Here is a 20,602-nt window from a genome sequence, read left to right as displayed (position 1 = left end):
CCCGGCCGCGCAAAAAAAGCTCCCCGGATACATCAAATATCATGTATTCAGGGAGCTGCTCAACTCTTAACTGAAATATACTACCTCTTCATCAGGCGCACTTGTGAGCGTGACCTTCTCTGCTGTGAGAACAGGTCCTTCACCTTCAAAATCTGGGTAATACTCGTAGCCTATCTTGGCTGTGACATCAACCCACTGTCTGTCCACAAGATTCTTAGCACCCTGATAATAGCACTTGAATCCGACAAACTGGATATCCTCAACACAGCATGTCATGGCGAATCTTCCAGGAACAAATGCATTGCTGCCGTACTGCTTAGGTCTAAATACCATGGCCTTGAAGTGGATCTTCTTGCCGTCGTATCTCTCTTTCATGTCAGATGCATCCACATACCAGATACCGAAATCGTCATCCGGCAGTTCTATCACATCTGCGCTCACATCGTATGGCAGATCCTCAGGTTCATTTGTCTCAGGTGCAATGGAGCCATCTTTCATCTCAAAGATGATCTGTGCTCTTCTGTTCACCGCCTTGATGGATCTTCTCCACTCAGGTATCTTGGAATTCTCATCACACCTGTTGAAGATGACCATGTCCGCACTGTTGAACTGCTCAACCATGGTTGCCTTCATGTTCTGTGAGTACACATCGTATGTCTCCGCATTCACAAATGAGATAACCTGGACAACCGTCCATCCCTTTGGAACCCTTATCTCAAATATCTTATCGAGCTTCCACATACCATTGTACTCGATCATGACCTGTTCCGGATTGTATTTGTCCTGAAGGTCAAGGAGATGGTCTGTGGTGAGCTGATCTTCCTCTATGAACTCTGTATATATATTAGCCTTCTTCAGAGCCTCAAGATCATACTCCTCCTCTCCGTCCTCACAGACGAGAAGAAGTGTCTTGGCTCCACCTGTAAAGCCTCTGTCCATCAGGGTCTCCTTGGCAAATGTTGTCTTACCGCTCTCAAGGAATCCCATGAACACATATACAGGTATCTCTTTATTCTGACGTCCCATCATATTAACTCCTTATCATAGAACAACCTGCTTAAACCTCGAACAATTCTGCAAGGTCGTCCTCCTTAAGCTTGCTTCCTATTACGCAAAGCTTACCAGTGATGTCAGCCTTGCCCTTTCTGATCTCGAACTCGCCTGGTACAAGATCAAAGTACAGCCACTCACCTGCATCGCTAGGAACGATACCCTTTGCTCTGAGGATAACACCGTACTTCTCTGTGTCAGCCAGAGTGTCAAGGATCTCTCTGAGCTTGTCCTCATTGTACTTGTGAGGAGTCTCCTTGCCCCAGCTTGTAAATACCTCATCTGCGTGATGATGGTGGTGATCGTGGTCATGGCAGCCACATGTGCACTCATCGCCATGGTCGTGATCATGATGATGATCGTGGTCATCGTGGTCGTGGTGATGCTCGTGCTCGTCGTGATCGTGGTGATGCTCGTGCTCATCGTGGTCGTGATGATGCTCATGGTCGTGATGATGGTCATGGTCGTGACAGCCACATGTGCACTCATCGCCGTGGTCATGGTCATGATCATGTCCCTTCTTGGCCTCATCCATCATAGTCTCCTCAAGAGACTTGTAGTTCTGCATAGCCTCTCTGATGGCTGCTCCATCGATCTCATCCCATGGAGTTGTGATGATGGTTGCATGATCGTTCTTCTCTCTGATCATGGCTACAGCCTTCTCGATCTTATCCTGTGTGGTTGTCTGTGTTCTGCTCAGGATGATAGTGTTGGCACTCTCGATCTGGTTATTGAAGAACTCACCGAAGTTCTTCATATATATCTTAACCTTTGACACATCGGCAACTGTTGTGTAGCTGTCGAGCTCAACATCAAGATTGCCTGATACATCCTTTACTGCCTTGATAACATCAGACAGCTTACCAACTCCTGATGGCTCAATGATGATCCTGTCAGGTGTGTAATCTGTGATAACCTGCTTAAGTGCAGTACCGAAATCTCCGACCAGTGAACAACAGATACAACCTGAGTTCATCTCTGTGATCTGAACGCCGGCATCCTTCAGGAAACCGCCATCGATTCCTATCTCACCAAACTCGTTCTCTATGAGAACCAGCTTCTCGCCCTTAAATGCCTGCTCAATAAGTTTCTTGATCAACGTTGTCTTACCGGCCCCAAGGAAGCCTGAGATAATATCAATCTTTGTCATATCAATCACTCCTTAAACAAATTTATATTAAGACTGTGCAGTAAATACACAGTCTTTGATACCTACATCCACATGATTATACTCGATTGCCTTTATTTTTGCAAGAAATCAAGCATTTTATGTGTGTTAATGAACTATTGTCTCATGTGCACATCCACCTGATTGAACGGAATCTCTATGCCGTTCTCATCAAATGCCTTCTTGAGCTTCCACATGGCATCCCACTTGGCATCGAAAAACTTCTCTATCGTCGCATAGAACTTCACATACATATTGATACCGCTGTCAGCAAATTCATCTATATAGAAGAGAACCTGCTCATCCTTAAGGAAACCGTCAACATCTTTTATGGTCTCAAGTGTGACTCTCTTGACCTTCTCCATATCGGAGTCATACGCAACGGAAAATGGTATCTCCACTCTCCTCATATCGTGCTCAGTCACATTCACAAGGGATGTATTGGATATGTTACCATTCGGTATGACGACTGATTTGTTGTCGAGGGTTATAAGTCTTGTATAGAATATATCTATGGACACTACTGTTCCCTCACAGTGGGTATTGTTCTCCACTATATAATCTCCGACCCTGAATGGCTTCAGTATGAGTATCAGCAGCCCGCCCGCAAGATTTGACAGACTTCCCTGGAGTGCAAGTCCAAGGGTAACGCCTGCTGTACCGAGTATGGTTATGAATGATGTGATCTGAAATCCCACGATACTCGCCGCAGTGAGCACGATCAAAACATTCATGACGATCTTGACCGCCGATATGAAAAATCCTGCAACACTCGGATCAAGCTTTGATCTCTCGAAGCTCTTCCTGAGTATCTTGAGCAGAAGTTTCACCAGCTTGAAGCAGACAACCATGAATATGACCGCCACTACAATACTGCCCAGCTTGGACATGCACCAGTCTGTAAGCTTCTGGATATATTGTCCTATGATGCTCACCTGATCCGTTGCCTCCTTCACAGCATCCCCGACCACACTCTCTGTGGTCGCAGTATCAGCCGCCATGTTATACAGATCACCAATCAATAGCATAAATGTCTATTCCTCCTATTTTACATGGGCAAACACTGCAAATGACAGTGCAGGAGCACTCACTTCTATCACGCCATCCGCAGCAGTCTCATATCCTTTGTTATTGTTGCCCTCGCCTCCGTATTTCAGGTTATCACTTGAGAAGATCTCTCTGTACTTTCCATCCGTCTCAACCGGAAGCTTATATCCTGTCACATTTTTAAGTCCGAAGTTGCAGACAATATACACATCATCTGCGACATCCAAACCATGTCTTACAAATGATATTACCTGTCCCTTCTCCTGTATATCAAGTGCACTGCCGGCAAGGTCCCTGCCATCACCGCACAGAGCATTCTTTGTATCGTATAATTTGTTGAGTTCCTTTATATATTTCTGAAAATAGCTGTTTGCATCGAACTCAAGAACCGACCAGTCGATCTGGGTTCTTCCGTCAAACCCGGCAAATCCGCCTAATTCCTGTCCCATAAACGTCAGCTTTCTTCCCGGTAGTGACATGGTGAGACCAAACAGAAGTCTGAGATCAGCATACTTGTCCTCATAGCCACCCGACATCTTGGATGCGTAACTTCCACGCTCATATGCAACCTCATCATGGCTGAGCGCCCATACGGTATCATCCTTCTCATCAAATGGTATACCACATGTATAATCCGTAAAGCTTCCTCTGTTCACAGGAGGTATCATCATGAAATCTGTCACTCTGGACACAGCCTCATTATTCCACCTGAGATCTGTCATAACATCATCACCTGCAGTACCGAGGTTTGTTCTCAGCGCTCTGATAAGCTCCTCATCCTCCAGCCTTACTCCGTCCAGATGATATGTATCTATCCAATATGCGATACAATCCACATCCCTCACAGATACCATATCCATGATAACGCCTATTCCCTTGCTGTGGAAATGATCGACCATGGCCATGAACTCCGTAGGTGATCCAAATCTCGATGTCGGAGCGAACATTCCCACGGTATCATAACCCCAGCCATTGTCATCTCTATATTCCATAAGTGGCATAAACTGTATGTAGTTGTATCCCATATTCTTCACGTACATGGCAGCCTCTTTGCCAAATTCGAGATAGTTAAGAGGATATCCATCTGAGTTTCTCTTCCATGTCGGCATGTGGACCTCATATATATTTACCGGGGCAGATACACTGCCTCTCTTCTTCATATATGAAGAGTCTGACCAGCTATACTCAAGCTTTGCAAGTACCGACGCATTTCCCGGTGCCACCTCATAAACCTCAGCGTAAGGGTCTGCAAATATATCTGTATTTCCATCTCTGTATAATGCCTCGAATTTGTATCTGGTATTCATGAGATCGCCCGGAATGAACAGCTCAAACATATCAGTGTAGTCAATCCTTCTCATAGGATTCACGCGTCCATCCCATCCGTTGAAATCTCCGACCACACTGACCCTGGTTGCCCCCGGCATATTCATGCAGAACGATACACCATGTACACCATCGAGCGTGATCTGTCTTGCTCCAAACAGATCCTTTACATGGAAATCCGACAATATTCCATCGTCTCCATTTACCACCTTCATGACATTGACCGGATCCACGCTGTATCCGAATGAATACGGATCATAGAATTCAGCCGCCTGCTCGCCTTCTGTTATGAGCTTATATGCAAATGCCCCGCTATCCTCGATCTTCACTGTAAAAAATCCCTGTGAACCTATCTCGGTCATAGGATATTTAAATATCGGCTCGCCCGTTTCTTCATTTATCCTGAGAACAAACGCAGCCGTAGCCCTCGGAAGGTATGCATTTACATAGCAGTCATTAAGACACTGGTGCATACCAAGAATATGATGAGGGTTGCCATGCGTACCCCTTGTTATCGCTGCAACCTCATCTGATTTCAATACAAATATCTCCATAAAACCCCTTCTCCTAATGTTAGTCTATCTTGTGTATAAATATTCCGCTTCTGAGCTTTGGCTCAAACCACGTTGACTTTGGAGGCATGAGAAGTCCCGCATCTGCAATGTCGAACAGTTCAGTGATGGATGTCGGATACATCGAGAATGCAACCGCCATTCCTCCATCCACCAGACGCTCAAGCTCTGCAAGTCCTCTGATTCCACCTACGAACATGATCCTCTGATCAGTTCTCGGATCCTGTATTCCAAGTATCGGTGCAAGCACATTGTCCTGAAGTACCGATACGTCAAGTCTGCCCACGACATCATCCGGAACAATACCTTCTCTGACATCCAGTCTGTACCAGCTTCCATCCATGTACATTCCCACCTGTCCTTTGACCTGTGGTTCCACCGGAACATCACTGGCTGTCACATCAAATATCTTTGAAACCTCATCCATGAATTCCTGCTTGTCATGTCCGTTGAGATCCTTTACCACTCTGTTGTACGGCATGATCATAAGCTGGTCATGAGGGAAAAGTACAGAGAGGAAATAATTGAATTCCTCGTCCCCGGTATATCCCGGATTCTTCTCTCTCATATGGATTCCCGCCTTGACGGCCGATGCCGCCCTGTGGTGTCCATCCGCTATATAGATATCGTCCACTCCTTCAAATGCAGCTCTGATGGTGTCTATATCTTCCTGGCCATCTATTATCCATACGTTGTGAGTGATCCCGTCAGGTGATGTGAAGCCGTACAACTTATCACCCTTCTTCACTCTATCGATGATCTCGTCAACCTTATCTATCGCTCTGTACGCAAGGAATATAGGTCCCGTCTGTGCTCCGCATGCCTCGACATGCTTTATTCTGTCTATCTCCTTGTCCTCTCTGGTATTCTCATGCTTCTTGATGACTCCATTCATATAGTCATCTATAGAAGAACATGCCACGAGTCCTGTCTGATGCCGGCCATCCATGATAAGCTCATAAATATAATAGACTGGTCTGCGCTCCATGATATATGTTCCATCATCTATCATGCCCTGAAGCAGCTGACCAGCCTTATCATATACACATGGAGCATATGTATCCACATCTGGTCCAAAGGATGTCTCTGCTCTGTCCACTTTCAAAAATGATAATGGTTCGCGCTTGACCTCTATCTCTGCTTCCTGACGGTTATACACATCGTATGGCAAGGCAGCTACTCTGCCTGCAACATCTGGTCTCGGTCTATAGGCTCTAAAACTTCTGATTGTTGCCATATTCTCTACTCCTGTCATAAATATTTTATTGTATGTGCCAATTAACCTCTTACAGCCTTGACAACCTTCTTGATCGAATCCTCATATTCCTCCTCTGATGAGTTCTCGAAAATGAAGAGATCCTTGATGTTTGTAGGCGGATTGAAGTTCTGGCTGTTGATGTACTCATCCCAGTGCTCAAGCTTCCATGTATCCCTGTCTGAAGCTCTCTTGATCATTCTCTCATGACATACATCTTTTCTTGTATTTACCCAGATAACGAAGAGCTCTGCATCTTTCTCTGCAAGCTTAGCGCGAAGATTGTCAAGATACTCATCATCTCTGATCTCCTCTGTAAACGGAGCATTGATGAGAACTGTATCATTGTAATCCAATGCCTCAAATGCAAGATCCAGCACACAGTAATACTCGTAATCTCTGATCTCCTTCTGGAAGAAATCTGATGAACGGTTGTACTCCTGTCCGGCAACCACAAATATCTGCTTTGAAAGCACGATAAGTGTATCCTTGTCAAGGTATACACAATTGTGAAGTGCCTTTGCAACCTGCTTTGAAATAAATGTCTTTCCACATGCTGGTGGTGATGTAACTAAAATAAGCTTCTTCATATCTATAAATGCCTCCATGTAAATGAAATCAATTTTTCTAATAGTTTATCACAATTGCTATTTGCTTACAACATTTTTTAACGTTAAATAAAAATAAAGAACAGCAAAGAACAATATACGTAAAAAACCGTCAGACCTGTTTTGCAGGCCTGACGATTAAGATCATATATTCCAACTATATGTTGTTATATTTTATTTTACTATGATTGTACACTTTGCGTACTTACCACTGCCATCCTTAGCCTTACATTTAATTACCACACGGCCCTTCTTCTTACCTACTACTGTTCCACTTGTTGTTACGGTAGCTATCTTCTTATTTGAAGAAACCCAGATAACTGCCTTGTTGTTTGCAGTTGCAGGACCTACTGTTGCCCTGAGTGTTATCTTTCCCTTTCTCTTTATGGTTGCTGTCTTCTTGTTTAACTTGATCGAAGAAACCATAATAACTGAATTGATTGTACACTTGGCAGTAATATTGCTTCCGTCCTTTGATTTACATGTGATAACTGCCGAACCCTTTCTAACAGCCTTGACAACTCCTGTTGACGAAACTGTTGCAACCTTGGTGTTCGATGATGACCATGTAACCGCCTTATTGTTTGCCGCTGCAGGACCTACAGTTGCCTTGAGTGTGAATGTAGCACCCTTCTTGATAGTCTTGTTTGTTGCATTGAGCTTGATGGATGTTACAGGCTGTGAAACCGTAACAGTACACTTTGCAAGCTTGCCGCTTCCATCCTTAGCCTTACATGTGATAACTGCTGTTCCCTTTGATACTGCTTTGATCGTACCATTGTTTACTGTTGCTACCTTGCTGTTAGAAGTTGTCCACTCAACATTTCTGTTATTTGCGTTAGCAGGAGCTACAGTCGATGTTATTCTGCCCTGTTTACCCACAAACAGATTCAGTTTTGTCTGATTAAGTTTTATTCCTGTAACCGGCTGGTTAACTGTAAGTCTGAGAGCTGCCTTGGCCTTTCTTCCTTCAATGCCTTCGACAGCCTCGCATGTGATAGTCGCTGTACCACGGCCCTTAGCTACTATCTCACCGTTCTCATTTACTGTTGCAACTGCATCACTTGATGATGTCCACTTCAGTGCTGCACTGGCTGCATCCTCTGGATTGATAGTTGTATTTACTACAAATTTATCGCCAACATTTACTGTCTTGTTAGTCTCAGCAAGAACTATGGATGAAATCTGCTGAATAACAGTGACCTCACATGTCTTTGATATGTTACTTCCATCTCTTGCAGTACATGTTATTGTTGTTGTTCCGGCTTTAACACCTGTTATTGTTCCGTTTGATACTGTTGCAACACCCGGATCACTTGACTGCCATATAACATTTCTGTCATTTGCATCTTCTGGAAGTACGGTCTGCTTAACAGTTCCTCGTTCACCCACATACAGAGTGAGCTTCTCCTTGTCAAGTGTTATAGCACTTACATACTTCTTTACTGTAAGAGTGAATGATGTTGTTTTCTCACTTCCATCAACTGCTGTAGCTGTGATAACTGTGGTTCCTCTGTCGAGGGCTGTTATCAAACCATCCTTGTCAATGCTTGCAACACTCTCGTCTGATGATGCCCAGATGACTTCCTGATTCGATGCAGTTGCAGGAGATGCAGTAATTGTAACCTGCATCGTGTCACCTGCATATATGGTTGTCTTATCTCTGTTTATTCTAAGGCTTGTAACTCTCTGCTTTACTGTAATGTTGCAATCCACATACTCATCATCTGAAATTGAAAATCTGATAACAGCAGTTCCTGCTGATCTGGCAGTAACTGTAGCCTTTGTCTTATCTGTTGAACTATATGACACCGAAGCAACGTTTGTATCTGACGATGTCCACTTCAAATTCTTGTAAATACTTGCATCATCCGCATCGATAACAGCCTCAAGTGATACTGTTCTGCTTTCCGTATCTGCTCCGAGCAGCAATTCTGCACTGTTCATATTGAGAGTCAAACCTTTTACAGGCGGCTGTACAGTCACATGACACTTGCCGTACACCTGCTCAGTATCAACAGATGTACATATGATATCAGCTTCTCCCGGATTGACTGCCTTCACATTTCCCTCGGCATCGACCGTAGCAATGCTCTCATTTGATGATGACCATGCAACGCTCTGCTCCACTGCAGTATTTGGAGAAACCGTAGCAACGAGATTACTGCTTCCACCTGCAATGATCGTCATTCTAGACTGTGAAAGTGTCACGCTGTTTACTCTCTGTTCAACATTTACCTGAATTACTGTCTCTACATCAGGATTATCAGTTGATGTAAAATGAAGGAATGCGATTCCTGCACCTCTTGTTGTTATAGTCTTACTTGATGTATTAAACGACAAAACCTTATTGTTTTCTTTGCCATCCGCATCAGTCACCTTACAAGTGAATCCTGATATCTCTTTGGACGCAAGACCATCCTCGGTAACACACTTTACATCCAGCTTCTTAGAGCCATTTCTTGGATATGTTCCACAGTCCATGTTGATGACTGCGCCATTCTCGTATGTTATCTGGTTGCCTGCATCATCCTTCTCGTTCTGATCTACAAGATAAAGTCCGGTAACAGGCTTGTGACACTCCATATTCACATATCCTATAGCACGATCATTCAGCAGAATGTTAATCTGAGCTGTTCCCGCCGAAACACAGGTCAGTTCTCCTGTCTCCCTGTCTATCTGTGCAACTCTTTCATTTGACGAACTCCATGTTATGTTCTTATGTGGATTCTTTTCGTCATCCGTAGCTGTAAGTGTAGTCGTATCACCAACTCTGAAGCTGAGTGTAGAACTGTCTGACTTTACAACATTTCCATCAGTTGTATACCATACTGTGACCTTGAGCGGGTTAAGAATGTTGAGTGTGAACTTGACCTTCCCCATTCCTGCTCCTGTATAGTAATTGTATGTAATCTTCTCCGCATCCGGCTCCGCTGTAAATATATATCCATCAAGCTGTCCTCCGGTCACGGATGACGCCTCATTGCTGGCATCTATGCCCTGTATTCCTGCGTATCCTGTAGTATTCTTGTTTCGTTTATGAATTTCAACCCCATTATCATCTGTTAAAGGCTTGCCGTTGTTATCTACAGCAACAGGAAGTTCATAGTCATACCACGCCTTATGCAAACCATAGTCTTTTGAAAAATCGCTAAAATCATAATCATAGTTCGTAGTATCAAGTGTTATATCCCTGCTATTCCCACTGCAACTGAACACACCATCATCGCCATAAAGTTTAGGACACACTGATATATCTATGGCCACAAGATTGTTGTTGTCAATCTCAAGTTCTTTCAGGTCAGGATGACCATCAAGCTTTATACCCTGGATATTATTGTCTGAAATATAAAGCTTCTCCAATAAACTGTTTGATACTATATCAAGCTCTGCAAGAGAATTTGATGATGCGTCAAGATTAACCAGATTGGTGAGAGTAGATACATCAAGCTTATTTATGCCAGTATCCTTGACATAAAGCTCTCTAAGTGCTGTATTCGCAGTAAAATCCACCGCACCCAGAACATTGCTGCTGACATCAAGGTAGCTAAGACTTGTGTTCTTTGACACATCTATTGATGTAAGTCTCGTGTTAGAACAATCAAGTGTTGTAAGCGCCGGGGTATTGTCTATGTTCAGCTCAGCCACATAGCTATTTGAACAATCAAGCGAACCAAGGACTATATCACCGGATACGTCAAGCTTGGTAATTGACGAACGAACAACAACTCCACTGTCGCTCTTTGCTCCAGCACAATAAAGATTCTTAAGCTTCTCATGACCTGACACATCAAGGACAGGCAGTGAACGCATGCTGTCACAATAAAGTGTTGTAAGCTCCATGTTTGAGCCAAGATCAAGTGTTGATATGGTGGTTCCACTTACGCCAAGCACCTTAAGCCCCTTCATATTGCTGACATCTATCGATGAAAGGTTTGTTGAATTGGCATTGAGCAGTACAAGATTATTGTAATCAGCCAGAGATGTAAGGCTTGTGATCTTGTTTCCACTTATATCAAGATATGTAAGTTTCTCTGCACTTACCGGCAATGTCAGACTGTCTATTCTGTTACTTGAGACATCTATATATTCAAGATTCTCAAGATTCTCTATATCAAGATTCCTTATAGACTGCTCATTACAATCCAGCTTTGACAGATTGGTGAACAATTCTACGCCATTCAAACTTGATATAGCAGGAGAACACTTCGAAACATCTATAGATGTTACATTCGAGATCTCCGCATCTGACAGATAACCATTACTGTCTGTATCGAAATTACTCGACACATAGCTTCTAAACGACGAATCCGTAAACGTGTCAGCTATGGATACGCCATCATCCGCTGCATAAACCGGGCCAACACTGGCCAGTGACTGGACAATCATCGCTGCACTCACAGCCGCTGCCAGCCATCTCTTCCCTTTTCTCATAAAATACCTCCCTTAGTAATTCATGGTTTATTTACAATTAATCTAATTTTAGTATACCTGTTTGTGCAATGTCAACATAATGTTATCAATAATACTGCATAATATAACGCCATGCAAAACAAAAAAATTGCCGGAACATGTTCAATTCATAGCAGCAACATTATCCCGGCAAATCTTTATGATATTGTTAGCACAGACACTTCAAATATCCATATAATTTATTACTTCTTTGTGATATATCCCTTAGCCTTCAGAAGCTCTGCACAGAGAACTGCACCACCTGCAGCACCTCTTACAGTGTTGTGTGAAAGGCCAACGAACTTCCAGTCATATACTGAATCCTCACGGAGACGTCCAACGCTGATACCCATACCTTTCTCGAAGTCAACGTCCAGAGCAACCTGTGGTCTGTTGTCCTCCTCAAGGTACTGGATAAACTGCTTTGGTGCACTTGGAAGACCAAGCTCCTGAGGCGCGCCCTTGAAGCTTGTCATAGCCTCAATAAGCTGCTCCTTTGTAGGGTTCTTTCTGAACTTTACGAATACAGTTGCTGTATGTCCGTTGAGAACTGGGACTCTGATACACTGGCTTGTGATAGTGATTCCCTCTGCAGGAACGATCACACCATTCTCCTTGTCTACCTTACCCCAGATTCTGAGTGGCTCCTTCTCTGACTTCTCTTCCTCACCACCGATATATGGGATGATGTTGCCAAGCATCTCAGGCCAATCCTTGAATGTCTTACCTGCTCCTGAGATTGCCTGATATGTGCTTACGATAACCTCGTATGGCTCAAATGGCATCCATGCTGTAAGTACAGGTGCGTAACTCTGGATTGAGCAGTTAGGCTTAACTGCAACAAATCCTCTCTCTGTTCCAAGTCTCTTCTTCTGGAACTCGATAACCTCTGCATGGTCTGCATTGATCTCTGGAACCATCATAGGAACATCAGGAGTCCATCTGTGAGCTGAGTTGTTTGAAACTACAGGAGTCTCTGTCTTGGCATAAGCCTCCTCTATAGCCTTGATCTCATCCTTTGTCATATCTACTGCTGAGAATACAAAATCAACTGTGGCAGCAACCTTCTCTACCTCATTGACATTGTATACTACAAGCTTCTTAACTGCCTCTGGCATCGGTGTATCCATCTTCCATCTGTCACCAACTGCCTCTTCGTATGTCTTGCCTGCGCTTCTTGGGCTGGCTGCAACTGTAACGACCTCGAACCAAGGATGGTTCTCAAGAAGTGAGATAAATCTCTGACCTACCATACCTGTTGCGCCAAGGATACCTACCTTTAACTTGTCACTCATTTTTCTTCTCTCCTATTTATCTTTTATTACTTTATGACTCTTACCTTAACAACTCCCTCGATTGCTGAGAGTTCTGCGATGTCGTCTGCTGTTGGCTCTACACCGATATCAAGGATAGAATATGCGTAATCGCCCTTTGCCTTGCTGATCATTCCTGATACATTGCCGCCCTTCTTGGAGAATACTCCTGTGAACTGGGTGAGCATGTTAGGGATGTTCTTGTGGCAGATAGTAACTCTGGCTACATCACTGCACTGTCCCATGTTTACGTTTGGATAGTTTACAGAGTTCTTGATGTTTCCATCGTTGATGTATGCCTTGATCTCCTTACAAGCCATAACTGCACAATTGTCCTCTGACTCTGCTGTTGAAGCTCCAAGATGTGGGAATGCTACCACGTTCTTGTAACCTGCTATAGCTGGGTTAGGGAAGTCTGTCATATACTTTGCAACCTTGCCTGAGTCGAGTGCCGCCTTCATATCCTCATCGTTGACCAGTACATCTCTTGCGAAGTTGAGGATCTTCACGCCGTCCTTCATCAGTGCAAATGCATCTGCATTGATCATTCCCTTTGTGCTGTCAAGAGCTGGAACATGAACTGTTATATAATCACAGTCTCTGTAGATATCCTCTACATTTGTGATGTGCTTTACATCCTTTGAAAGTCCCCATGCTGCATCTACTGACACATATGGATCATATCCGTATACCTGCATGCCGAGCTTAAGCGCAACATTTGCAACCTTTGCTCCAATGGCACCAAGTCCGATTACACCGAGCTTCTTGCCAAGGATCTCATTGCCTGCGTAGTTCTTCTTCTGCTTCTCCACCATCTTGGCGATATCTGCCTCAGCGGCATTGTCCTTGACCCAGTTGTAACCGCCAACGAGATCTCTTGAAGCCATGAGGAGTGCTGCTACTACAAGCTCCTTAACACCATTTGCATTTGCTCCTGGTGTGTTAAATACTACGATACCCTTCTCAGCGCACTTATCAAGTGGAATGTTGTTGACACCTGCACCTGCACGGGCTACTGCCAGAAGGTTGTCTGACAGCTCAAGATCATGCATGGATGCACTTCTGACCAGAACTGCATCTGCATCTGCGAAATTGTCTGTTACTTCATATGTATCAGGTAAAAGCTCCATACCGCACTTGGCGATAGGGTTTAAGCAATTAATCTTTACTGACATGTCTTTTTCTCCCTTTTCTGTTACTATATATTACTTGTTCTCTGCCTCGAACTTCTTCATGAACTCTACAAGCTTCTCAACACCCTCGATAGGCATTGCGTTGTAGATAGATGCCCTCATACCACCTACTGTTCTGTGACCCTTGAGGTTGACAAATCCAGCCTCTGTAGCCTCCTTGACGAACTTTGCATCAAGGTCTGCGTCACCAGTTACAAATGGTACGTTCATGAGTGAACGGTCTTCCTTTACTACAGTTCCCTTGAAGAGCTCTGAGCTGTCGAGGAAATCATAGAGAATCTTGGCCTTTTTCTCGTTGTGAGCCTTCATAGCCTCAAGGCCGCCCATCTCCTTAACCCACTTGAATACCTTGCCACAGATATAGATGCCGTAGCATGGAGGTGTGTTGTAGAGTGAGTCTGCATCTGCCTGAGTCTTGTACTTGAGCATGGTTGGTGTAAATGGCATTACGTCATCTCTGATAAGATCCTCACGGATGATAGCCACTACTACGCCTGCAGGACCAACGTTCTTCTGAACTCCGAAGTAGATCATACCGTAATCCTCAACATTTACAGGCTGTGAGAGAATGTCTGATGACATATCTGCAACAAGTATCTTGCCCTTTGTGTTAGGAAGTGTGTGGTATGTTGTTCCATATATAGTGTTGTTATGACAAATGTATACATAATCAGCATCGTCATCTATTGGAAGATCTGAACAATCTGGGATATATGAGAAAGTCTTGTCTGCTGATGATGCAACTGCAACTGCCTTTCCATATTTCTTTGCTTCTTCGTATGCTTTCTTTGCCCACTGACCTGTGATGATGTAGTCAGCTACGCCATTCTTCATGAGATTCATTGGAATTGCTGCGAACTGCTGAGAAGCTCCTCCCTGAAGGAAAAGCACCTTGTAGTTGTCAGGTATGTTCATGAGATCTCTGAGATCCTTCTCTGCCTCTTTGATGATATTGTCGAAGGCCTTAGATCGATGGCTCATCTCCATTACGCTCATGCCTGTTCCCTTGTAATCAAGCATTTCTTCTGCTGCCTCTTTTAATACCACCTCAGGAAGAACTGAAGGGCCTGCTGAAAAGTTGTACACTCTTGCCATTTTTGTTATCTCTCCTTCTTTTTAGTTGTGACGATGATTTTTCCTTCCTGACGAACAGATTGTCAATACTTGTATTCCTTTCTGGGGACGCTCTCGCTCGTTTCGGTCTGCAGCGGTACTAAGGCTCACTTTGTATCGCCAAGTACCGGCGACCTCAAATGCCCTGCGAAAGGAATACAGCAATTTCCAATCTTGTTCTTCGCTCAAGGCAAAATCATCTGTTGTGACTTAATTAAATGTGTGCGAGATATTTTACTTAACAAAAATGTCCTTCGTTCCCATTTATGTGAAAATTCTGACTTATATTTGTTCTTTTGGTGTATCCCGCTTGCGATTGTCAAGTTTTTTGTCTTAAAATCTTATATTTTCAAGTGAATAAACTTGTTTGTCGCTTATATCCCTGTACTATAGCACTCTTTTCGCCTGTCGGCAAGTGGGGATTATATATAAAGGCACCATATTTATGTATGTATGCACACAAATATGGTGCCTTTTCATCTTGTGCCGGCGTATATATTACATATCGTCCTCTGAGAAACAGGTGTCGATGGCTGCTCCCGGAGCTACCATTGGCCATACCTTGTCGTCTCCCGCTATTGTTACATCTATTACCACAGGTCTGCCTGCTGTCAGGGCTGTCTTCATTGCTGCCTCGAACTCATCAAGGGTGTTGGCTCTGATTCCCATGGCACCAAGTCCCTCTGCTACCTTGACGAAATCTACCGAATCGTCAAGCACGGTGTTGGAATATCTGTGGTCATAGAACAGTGTCTGCCACTGTCTTACCATTCCAAGTACGTGGTTGTTCAGGACTACCTGGATGATAGGCACGTTGTATCTCGCAGCTGTTGCTATCTCGTTCAGATTCATTCTGAAGCATCCGTCACCGGCTATGTTGATGACTGTCTTATCAGGTCTGCCGTACTTTGCTCCGATAGCTGCGCCAACACCGTAACCCATGGTTCCAAGTCCGCCTGATGACAGGAATGTCCTAGGCTCCTTGAATGTATAGTTCTGGGCTGCCCACATCTGATGCTGTCCGACATCTGTTGTGATGATCGCATCACCCTCTGTAAGCTCGTAGATTTTCTTGATAGCTGCAGGTCCGTTCAGTGTGTCAAAGCTGTACACGTCAGGATTCTGCTTCTTGAGGTCTTCGATCTCAGACATCCATGTCTTGTTGGACTGGGCGGCAAGCTTGCTGTTGAGGAGCTTCAGGACCTCCTTTGCGTCGCCGACTATGCTGGCATTTGTAGGGATGTTCTTGTCTATCTCAGCTGCATCTATATCTATATGTATGATCTTTGCATTTGGCGCGAACTTGGATGCATTTCCGATAACTCGGTCTGAGAATCTGGCACCAACAACGATCACAAGATCTGCCCTTGACACACCGAGGTTGGACACCTTTGTTCCGTGCATACCGATCATGCCTGTATATCTCTCGCTTCTTCCGTCAAATGCGCCCTTGCCCATAAGTGTATCGCACACTGGTGCATCCACCTTATCTGCAAATTCTGCAAGCTCTGCTGATGCGTCAGAGATGATGCATCCGCCACCTGCCATGATAAATGGTCTTCTTGAAACCTTGATCATCTCAAGGACTTTGTTCACATCCTCCTCGCGGATGGTGTCTGTCTTTCTCTCGATGACCTCCGGTGTCTCTGGTATATACTCTGTCTCCGCTGCGGTTACATCCTTTGTTATATCCACAAGCACCGGGCCAGGTCTGCCGCTCTTTGCGATCTTGAACGCACGTCTGATGGTCGGTGCAAGATCATCTATGTGCTTCACGATAAAGCTGTGCTTGGTGATAGGCATAACAACACCTGCAATGTCTACCTCCTGGAAGCTGTCCTTACCGAGCATATTTACACCTACATTTGCTGTTATTGCCACAACAGGAATGGAATCCATGTATGCTGTAGCTATACCTGTTACAAGATTGGTGGCACCCGGACCTGATGTGGCCATACATACTCCGACCTTGCCTGTAGCTCTGGCATATCCATCTGCCGCATGGGCAGCCCCCTGCTCATGTGATGTGAGCACATGGTTGATCTCATCCTGGTGCTTGTAGAGGGCATCATATACGTTGAGGATAGTTCCTCCCGGATAACCGAACACGGTGTCAACGCCCTGTTCTTTAAGGCACTCTATAACAATTTCAGAACCTGATATCTTTGACATCTTACTTTCTCCTTTTCCCTTAATTGTGATCAATTAATTCTTTGGCACCTCAAGAACAGCACCTCTGTTGCCTGATGTAACCATAGCTGCGTATCTTGCAAGATAGCCTGTTGTAACCTTTGGCTGTCTTGGCTTCCATGCAGCCTTTCTCTTTGCAAGCTCCTCGTCTGAGACATCGAGCTTGATGCTGAGGTTGTTGATATCGATCTCGATCATATCGCCTTCCTCAACAAGAGCGATAGGTCCGCCCACAGCAGCTTCAGGTGATACATGTCCGATGGACGCTCCACGGCTTGCTCCTGAGAATCTTCCGTCTGTGATAAGGGCAACTGATGAGCCAAGTCCCATACCAGCGATGGCTGATGTAGGGTTGAGCATCTCTCTCATACCAGGGCCTCCCTTTGGTCCCTCGTATCTGATGACTACCACGTCACCCTCTACGATCTTGCCGCCCTTGATAGCTGCGATTGCGTCCTCCTCACAGTCAAATACCCTTGCAGGGCCCTTGTGAGCCAGCATCTCAGGCACAACTGCTGAACGCTTTACTACAGAGCCGTCTGGTGCAAGGTTACCCTTGAGTACAGCCAGACCACCTGTAACTGTATATGGATTGTCCATAGGTCTGATGACCTCAGGATTCTTGTTTACACTATTGGCAACAGCCTCACCTATTGTCTTGCCTGTAACTGTCATGCAGTCCTTGTTGATGAGTCCTGCATCTGCAAGCTGCTTGATAACCGCATACACACCACCGGCCTCATTGAGATCCTCCATGTATGTGTGGCCTGCAGGAGCAAGGTGACACAGGTTAGGTGTCTTTGCGCTGATCTCATTTGCAAATGAGATATCAAAGTCGAAACCGATCTCATGTGCGATGGCTGGAAGGTGGAGCATAGAGTTGGTTGAACATCCAAGTGCCATATCAACTGTAAGAGCGTTGATGATTGACTCCTTTGTGATGATGTCTCTAGGCTTGATGCCCTTTCTGTACATATCCATAACTGCCATTCCTGCATGCTTTGCAAGCTTAAGTCTCTCTGAATATACTGCAGGGATTGTTCCATTTCCAGGAAGTCCCATTCCAAGAGCCTCTGTCAGACAGTTCATAGAGTTTGCTGTGTACATACCTGAACATGATCCGCATGTAGGACATGTCTTGCACTCATACTCGTATACATCCTCCTCAGTCATGGTTCCGGCTGCGTATGAACCTACAGCCTCGAACATGCTTGAAAGACTTGTCTTATTTCCCTTTACGTGTCCGGCAAGCATAGGGCCGCCAGATACAAATACTGTTGGAACATTTACTCTGGCTGCTGCCATGAGAAGTCCTGGAACGTTCTTGTCACAGTTAGGGATCATGACGAGCGCGTCAAACTGATGTGCTATAGCCATAGCCTCTGTTGAGTCTGCGATCAGATCTCTTGTAACCAGTGAATACTTCATTCCGATGTGTCCCATTGCTATACCATCACACACAGCGATCGCCGGGAACATAACAGGTGTACCACCTGCCATGGCAACTCCCATCTTTACTGCCTGTGCTATCTTGTCCAGGTTCATGTGACCTGGAACTATCTCATTGTATGAACATACAATACCTACTAAAGGTCTCTCCATCTCTTCCTTTGTCATGCCCAGTGCGTTGAACAGAGATCTGTGTGGTGCCTGCTGCATTCCAACCCTAACATTATCACTCTTCATCTTATTCTCCTCCAATAATGGTCCTTTCTATATTCTCTCGCAGATAAGATCACCCATCTCGGAACAGCTTACGAGCTGTGTTCCCTCTGAGTGGATATCTATTGTTCTGTATCCGTCCTTGAGAACCGTCTTTACAGCGTTCTCAACTGCATCTGCCTCTTTGTCAAGGTCAAATGTGTATCTGAGCATCATTGCCGCAGACAGGATGGTTGCTATCGGATTCGCCTTGTTCTGGCCTGCTATGTCAGGTGCCGATCCGCCTGATGGCTCATACATACCGAACTTTGTCTCGTTAAGTGATGCAGATGAAAGCATTCCTATAGAACCTGAGATCATGGATGCCTCGTCTGAGAGGATGTCTCCGAACATGTTCTCTGTGAGAACCACATCGAACTGTGCAGGATCCTTCACAAGCTGCATTGCGCAGTTGTCTACGAGCATGTGCTCAAGCTCAACTTCTGGATAATCCTTTGCCACTTCCTCAACGACCTTTCTCCAGAGTCTTGATGAGTCAAGGACATTGGCCTTGTCAACGGATGTGACTTTCTTTCTTCTCTTCATAGCTATGTCAAATGCCTTGATGGCTATTCTTCTGATCTCGTTCTCGTTGTATGTGAGGGTATCAACGGCTGTCATAACTCCGTCAACCTCCTCTGTGTGTCTCTCGCCGAAGTAGAGACCACCGGTGAGCTCTCTCATCATCATCATATCAAATCCGCGCTCTGCGATCTCAGCCTTAAGTGGACATGCCTCCTTCAGCTCATCATAGAGATTGGCTGGACGAAGGTTTGCGAAGAGGCCAAGCTCTTTTCTGATCTTCAGAAGTCCTGCCTCCGGGCGGAGATTTGGAGGGAGCTTATACCATGGTGATGTGGATGTATTTCCTCCGATAGAACCGAGGAGAACTGCATCCTTTGACTTTGCAACTGCCACAGCCTCGTCTGTGAGCGGTACGCCTGTTGCATCTATTGAACATCCACCCATGAGTATCTGCTCATAGTCAAATGTATGTCCAAACTTTTTACCTACTGTATCGAGAACCTTCATAGCCTCTGTGACTACCTCAGGGCCGATACCGTCGCCTTTTATTACGGCTAAATTACACTGCATTTTCTTATTCCTTCTTTCGATTATTAATTCTTGCTATTTATATAGTTGATGAGTCCCTCACTCTTGATGATCTCCTGCATGAATGGAGGGAATGCCTGTCCCTTAAATTCTGTTCCCTGGGTTCTGTCATAGATCATACCGCTGTCGAAATCGATCTCCACGTCATCGCCTGCCTGGATAGCCTCTGCTGCCTCAGGGCACTCGATGATCGGAAGTCCGATATTGATGGCATTCCTATAGAAGATTCTGGCAAATGTCTCTGCGATTACGCAGCTTATTCCTGAAGCCTTGATAGCTATAGGTGCATGCTCTCTTGAAGATCCACAGCCGAAGTTCTTTCTTGCCACCATGATATCGCCCGGCTTTACGCGCTTTACGAAATCCTTATCTATATCTTCCATACAGCTCTTTGCGAGCTCTGCAGGGTCTGATGAATTCAGGTATCTTGCAGGGATGATTACATCTGTATCTACGTTGTCACCGTATTTGTGTACTGTTCCATGTGCTTTCATAATCTAT

General features: G+C 44.8%; 14 protein-coding genes. All 14 read right to left on the bottom strand.

Features of this window, described 5'->3' with window-relative positions; genetic code table 11:
* Positions 1-66: 66 nt before the first annotated feature.
* The gene (locus DWW60_RS06960; protein ID WP_015533531.1) at positions 67-1,026 is read right to left on the bottom strand and encodes a TIGR03943 family putative permease subunit; all 960 of its coding nucleotides are present in this window, start codon (positions 1,024-1,026) and stop codon (positions 67-69) included.
* Between the two features lie 31 nt (positions 1,027-1,057).
* Complete coding sequence (locus DWW60_RS06955) at positions 1,058-2,200, bottom strand: CobW family GTP-binding protein (protein ID WP_117874757.1); 1,143 nt, start codon at positions 2,198-2,200, stop codon at positions 1,058-1,060.
* 134 nt (positions 2,201-2,334) lie between these two features.
* Positions 2,335-3,246 (bottom strand): mechanosensitive ion channel family protein, encoded by a 912-nt coding sequence (locus DWW60_RS06950; protein ID WP_117548774.1) that lies wholly within the window; start codon positions 3,244-3,246, stop codon positions 2,335-2,337.
* A 15-nt stretch (positions 3,247-3,261) separates the two neighbouring features.
* The gene (locus DWW60_RS06945; protein ID WP_117874755.1) at positions 3,262-5,145 is read right to left on the bottom strand and encodes a GlgB N-terminal domain-containing protein; all 1,884 of its coding nucleotides are present in this window, start codon (positions 5,143-5,145) and stop codon (positions 3,262-3,264) included.
* Positions 5,146-5,164: 19 nt separating this feature from the next.
* Positions 5,165-6,400, bottom strand: a complete 1,236-nt coding sequence (locus DWW60_RS06940; RefSeq protein WP_055223949.1) for a DUF1015 domain-containing protein — start codon at positions 6,398-6,400, stop codon at positions 5,165-5,167.
* 41 nt (positions 6,401-6,441) lie between these two features.
* Positions 6,442-7,008 (bottom strand): AAA family ATPase, encoded by a 567-nt coding sequence (locus DWW60_RS06935; RefSeq protein WP_015533536.1) that lies wholly within the window; start codon positions 7,006-7,008, stop codon positions 6,442-6,444.
* Positions 7,009-7,200: 192 nt separating this feature from the next.
* The gene (locus tag DWW60_RS06930; protein ID WP_117874753.1) at positions 7,201-11,460 is read right to left on the bottom strand and encodes an Ig-like domain-containing protein; all 4,260 of its coding nucleotides are present in this window, start codon (positions 11,458-11,460) and stop codon (positions 7,201-7,203) included.
* Between the two features lie 221 nt (positions 11,461-11,681).
* Entirely contained in the window at positions 11,682-12,773 is a 1,092-nt protein-coding gene (gene asd / locus DWW60_RS06925) for an aspartate-semialdehyde dehydrogenase (protein ID WP_015533537.1), read from the bottom strand.
* A 26-nt stretch (positions 12,774-12,799) separates the two neighbouring features.
* Positions 12,800-13,966: a phosphoglycerate dehydrogenase gene (locus DWW60_RS06920; protein WP_015533538.1), complete on the bottom strand. Its 1,167-nt coding sequence runs from the start codon at positions 13,964-13,966 to the stop codon at positions 12,800-12,802.
* A 30-nt stretch (positions 13,967-13,996) separates the two neighbouring features.
* Positions 13,997-15,079: a 3-phosphoserine/phosphohydroxythreonine transaminase gene (serC, locus tag DWW60_RS06915; protein WP_015533539.1), complete on the bottom strand. Its 1,083-nt coding sequence runs from the start codon at positions 15,077-15,079 to the stop codon at positions 13,997-13,999.
* A 516-nt stretch (positions 15,080-15,595) separates the two neighbouring features.
* Positions 15,596-17,269, bottom strand: a complete 1,674-nt coding sequence (gene ilvB / locus DWW60_RS06910) for a biosynthetic-type acetolactate synthase large subunit (protein WP_022216081.1) — start codon at positions 17,267-17,269, stop codon at positions 15,596-15,598.
* 33 nt (positions 17,270-17,302) lie between these two features.
* Positions 17,303-18,973 (bottom strand): dihydroxy-acid dehydratase, encoded by a 1,671-nt coding sequence (gene ilvD, locus DWW60_RS06905; protein WP_015533540.1) that lies wholly within the window; start codon positions 18,971-18,973, stop codon positions 17,303-17,305.
* Positions 18,974-19,000: 27 nt separating this feature from the next.
* A complete protein-coding gene (gene leuB, locus DWW60_RS06900; protein WP_117874751.1) occupies positions 19,001-20,083 on the bottom strand; it encodes a 3-isopropylmalate dehydrogenase in 1,083 nt (360 codons plus the stop codon).
* A gap of 23 nt (positions 20,084-20,106) precedes the next feature.
* Positions 20,107-20,595 (bottom strand): 3-isopropylmalate dehydratase small subunit, encoded by a 489-nt coding sequence (leuD, locus tag DWW60_RS06895; protein ID WP_117874749.1) that lies wholly within the window; start codon positions 20,593-20,595, stop codon positions 20,107-20,109.
* Positions 20,596-20,602: the final 7 nt, after the last annotated feature.

The organism is Coprococcus sp. AF16-22 (assembly GCF_003461545.1).
In the GTDB taxonomy this organism is placed as follows: Bacteria; Bacillota; Clostridia; order Lachnospirales; family Lachnospiraceae; genus Coprococcus; species Coprococcus aceti.
The sequence above is the reverse complement of the archived record's forward strand: the minus strand, read 5'-3'. Positions and strand labels throughout refer to the sequence as shown.

Coding starts and splice junctions, on each gene's coding strand:
- DWW60_RS06920 (WP_015533538.1), bottom strand. CDS start 13,966: ATGTCAGTAAAGATTAATTGCTTAAACCCTATCGCCAAGTGCGGTATG.
- DWW60_RS06950 (WP_117548774.1), bottom strand. CDS start 3,246: ATGCTATTGATTGGTGATCTGTATAACATGGCGGCTGATACTGCGACC.
- leuB (WP_117874751.1), bottom strand. CDS start 20,083: ATGCAGTGTAATTTAGCCGTAATAAAAGGCGACGGTATCGGCCCTGAG.
- DWW60_RS06945 (WP_117874755.1), bottom strand. CDS start 5,145: ATGGAGATATTTGTATTGAAATCAGATGAGGTTGCAGCGATAACAAGG.
- DWW60_RS06955 (WP_117874757.1), bottom strand. CDS start 2,200: ATGACAAAGATTGATATTATCTCAGGCTTCCTTGGGGCCGGTAAGACA.
- DWW60_RS06935 (WP_015533536.1), bottom strand. CDS start 7,008: ATGAAGAAGCTTATTTTAGTTACATCACCACCAGCATGTGGAAAGACA.
- asd (WP_015533537.1), bottom strand. CDS start 12,773: ATGAGTGACAAGTTAAAGGTAGGTATCCTTGGCGCAACAGGTATGGTA.
- DWW60_RS06960 (WP_015533531.1), bottom strand. CDS start 1,026: ATGGGACGTCAGAATAAAGAGATACCTGTATATGTGTTCATGGGATTC.
- DWW60_RS06930 (WP_117874753.1), bottom strand. CDS start 11,460: ATGAGAAAAGGGAAGAGATGGCTGGCAGCGGCTGTGAGTGCAGCGATG.
- ilvB (WP_022216081.1), bottom strand. CDS start 17,269: ATGTCAAAGATATCAGGTTCTGAAATTGTTATAGAGTGCCTTAAAGAA.
- leuD (WP_117874749.1), bottom strand. CDS start 20,595: ATGAAAGCACATGGAACAGTACACAAATACGGTGACAACGTAGATACA.
- ilvD (WP_015533540.1), bottom strand. CDS start 18,973: ATGAAGAGTGATAATGTTAGGGTTGGAATGCAGCAGGCACCACACAGA.
- serC (WP_015533539.1), bottom strand. CDS start 15,079: ATGGCAAGAGTGTACAACTTTTCAGCAGGCCCTTCAGTTCTTCCTGAG.
- DWW60_RS06940 (WP_055223949.1), bottom strand. CDS start 6,400: ATGGCAACAATCAGAAGTTTTAGAGCCTATAGACCGAGACCAGATGTT.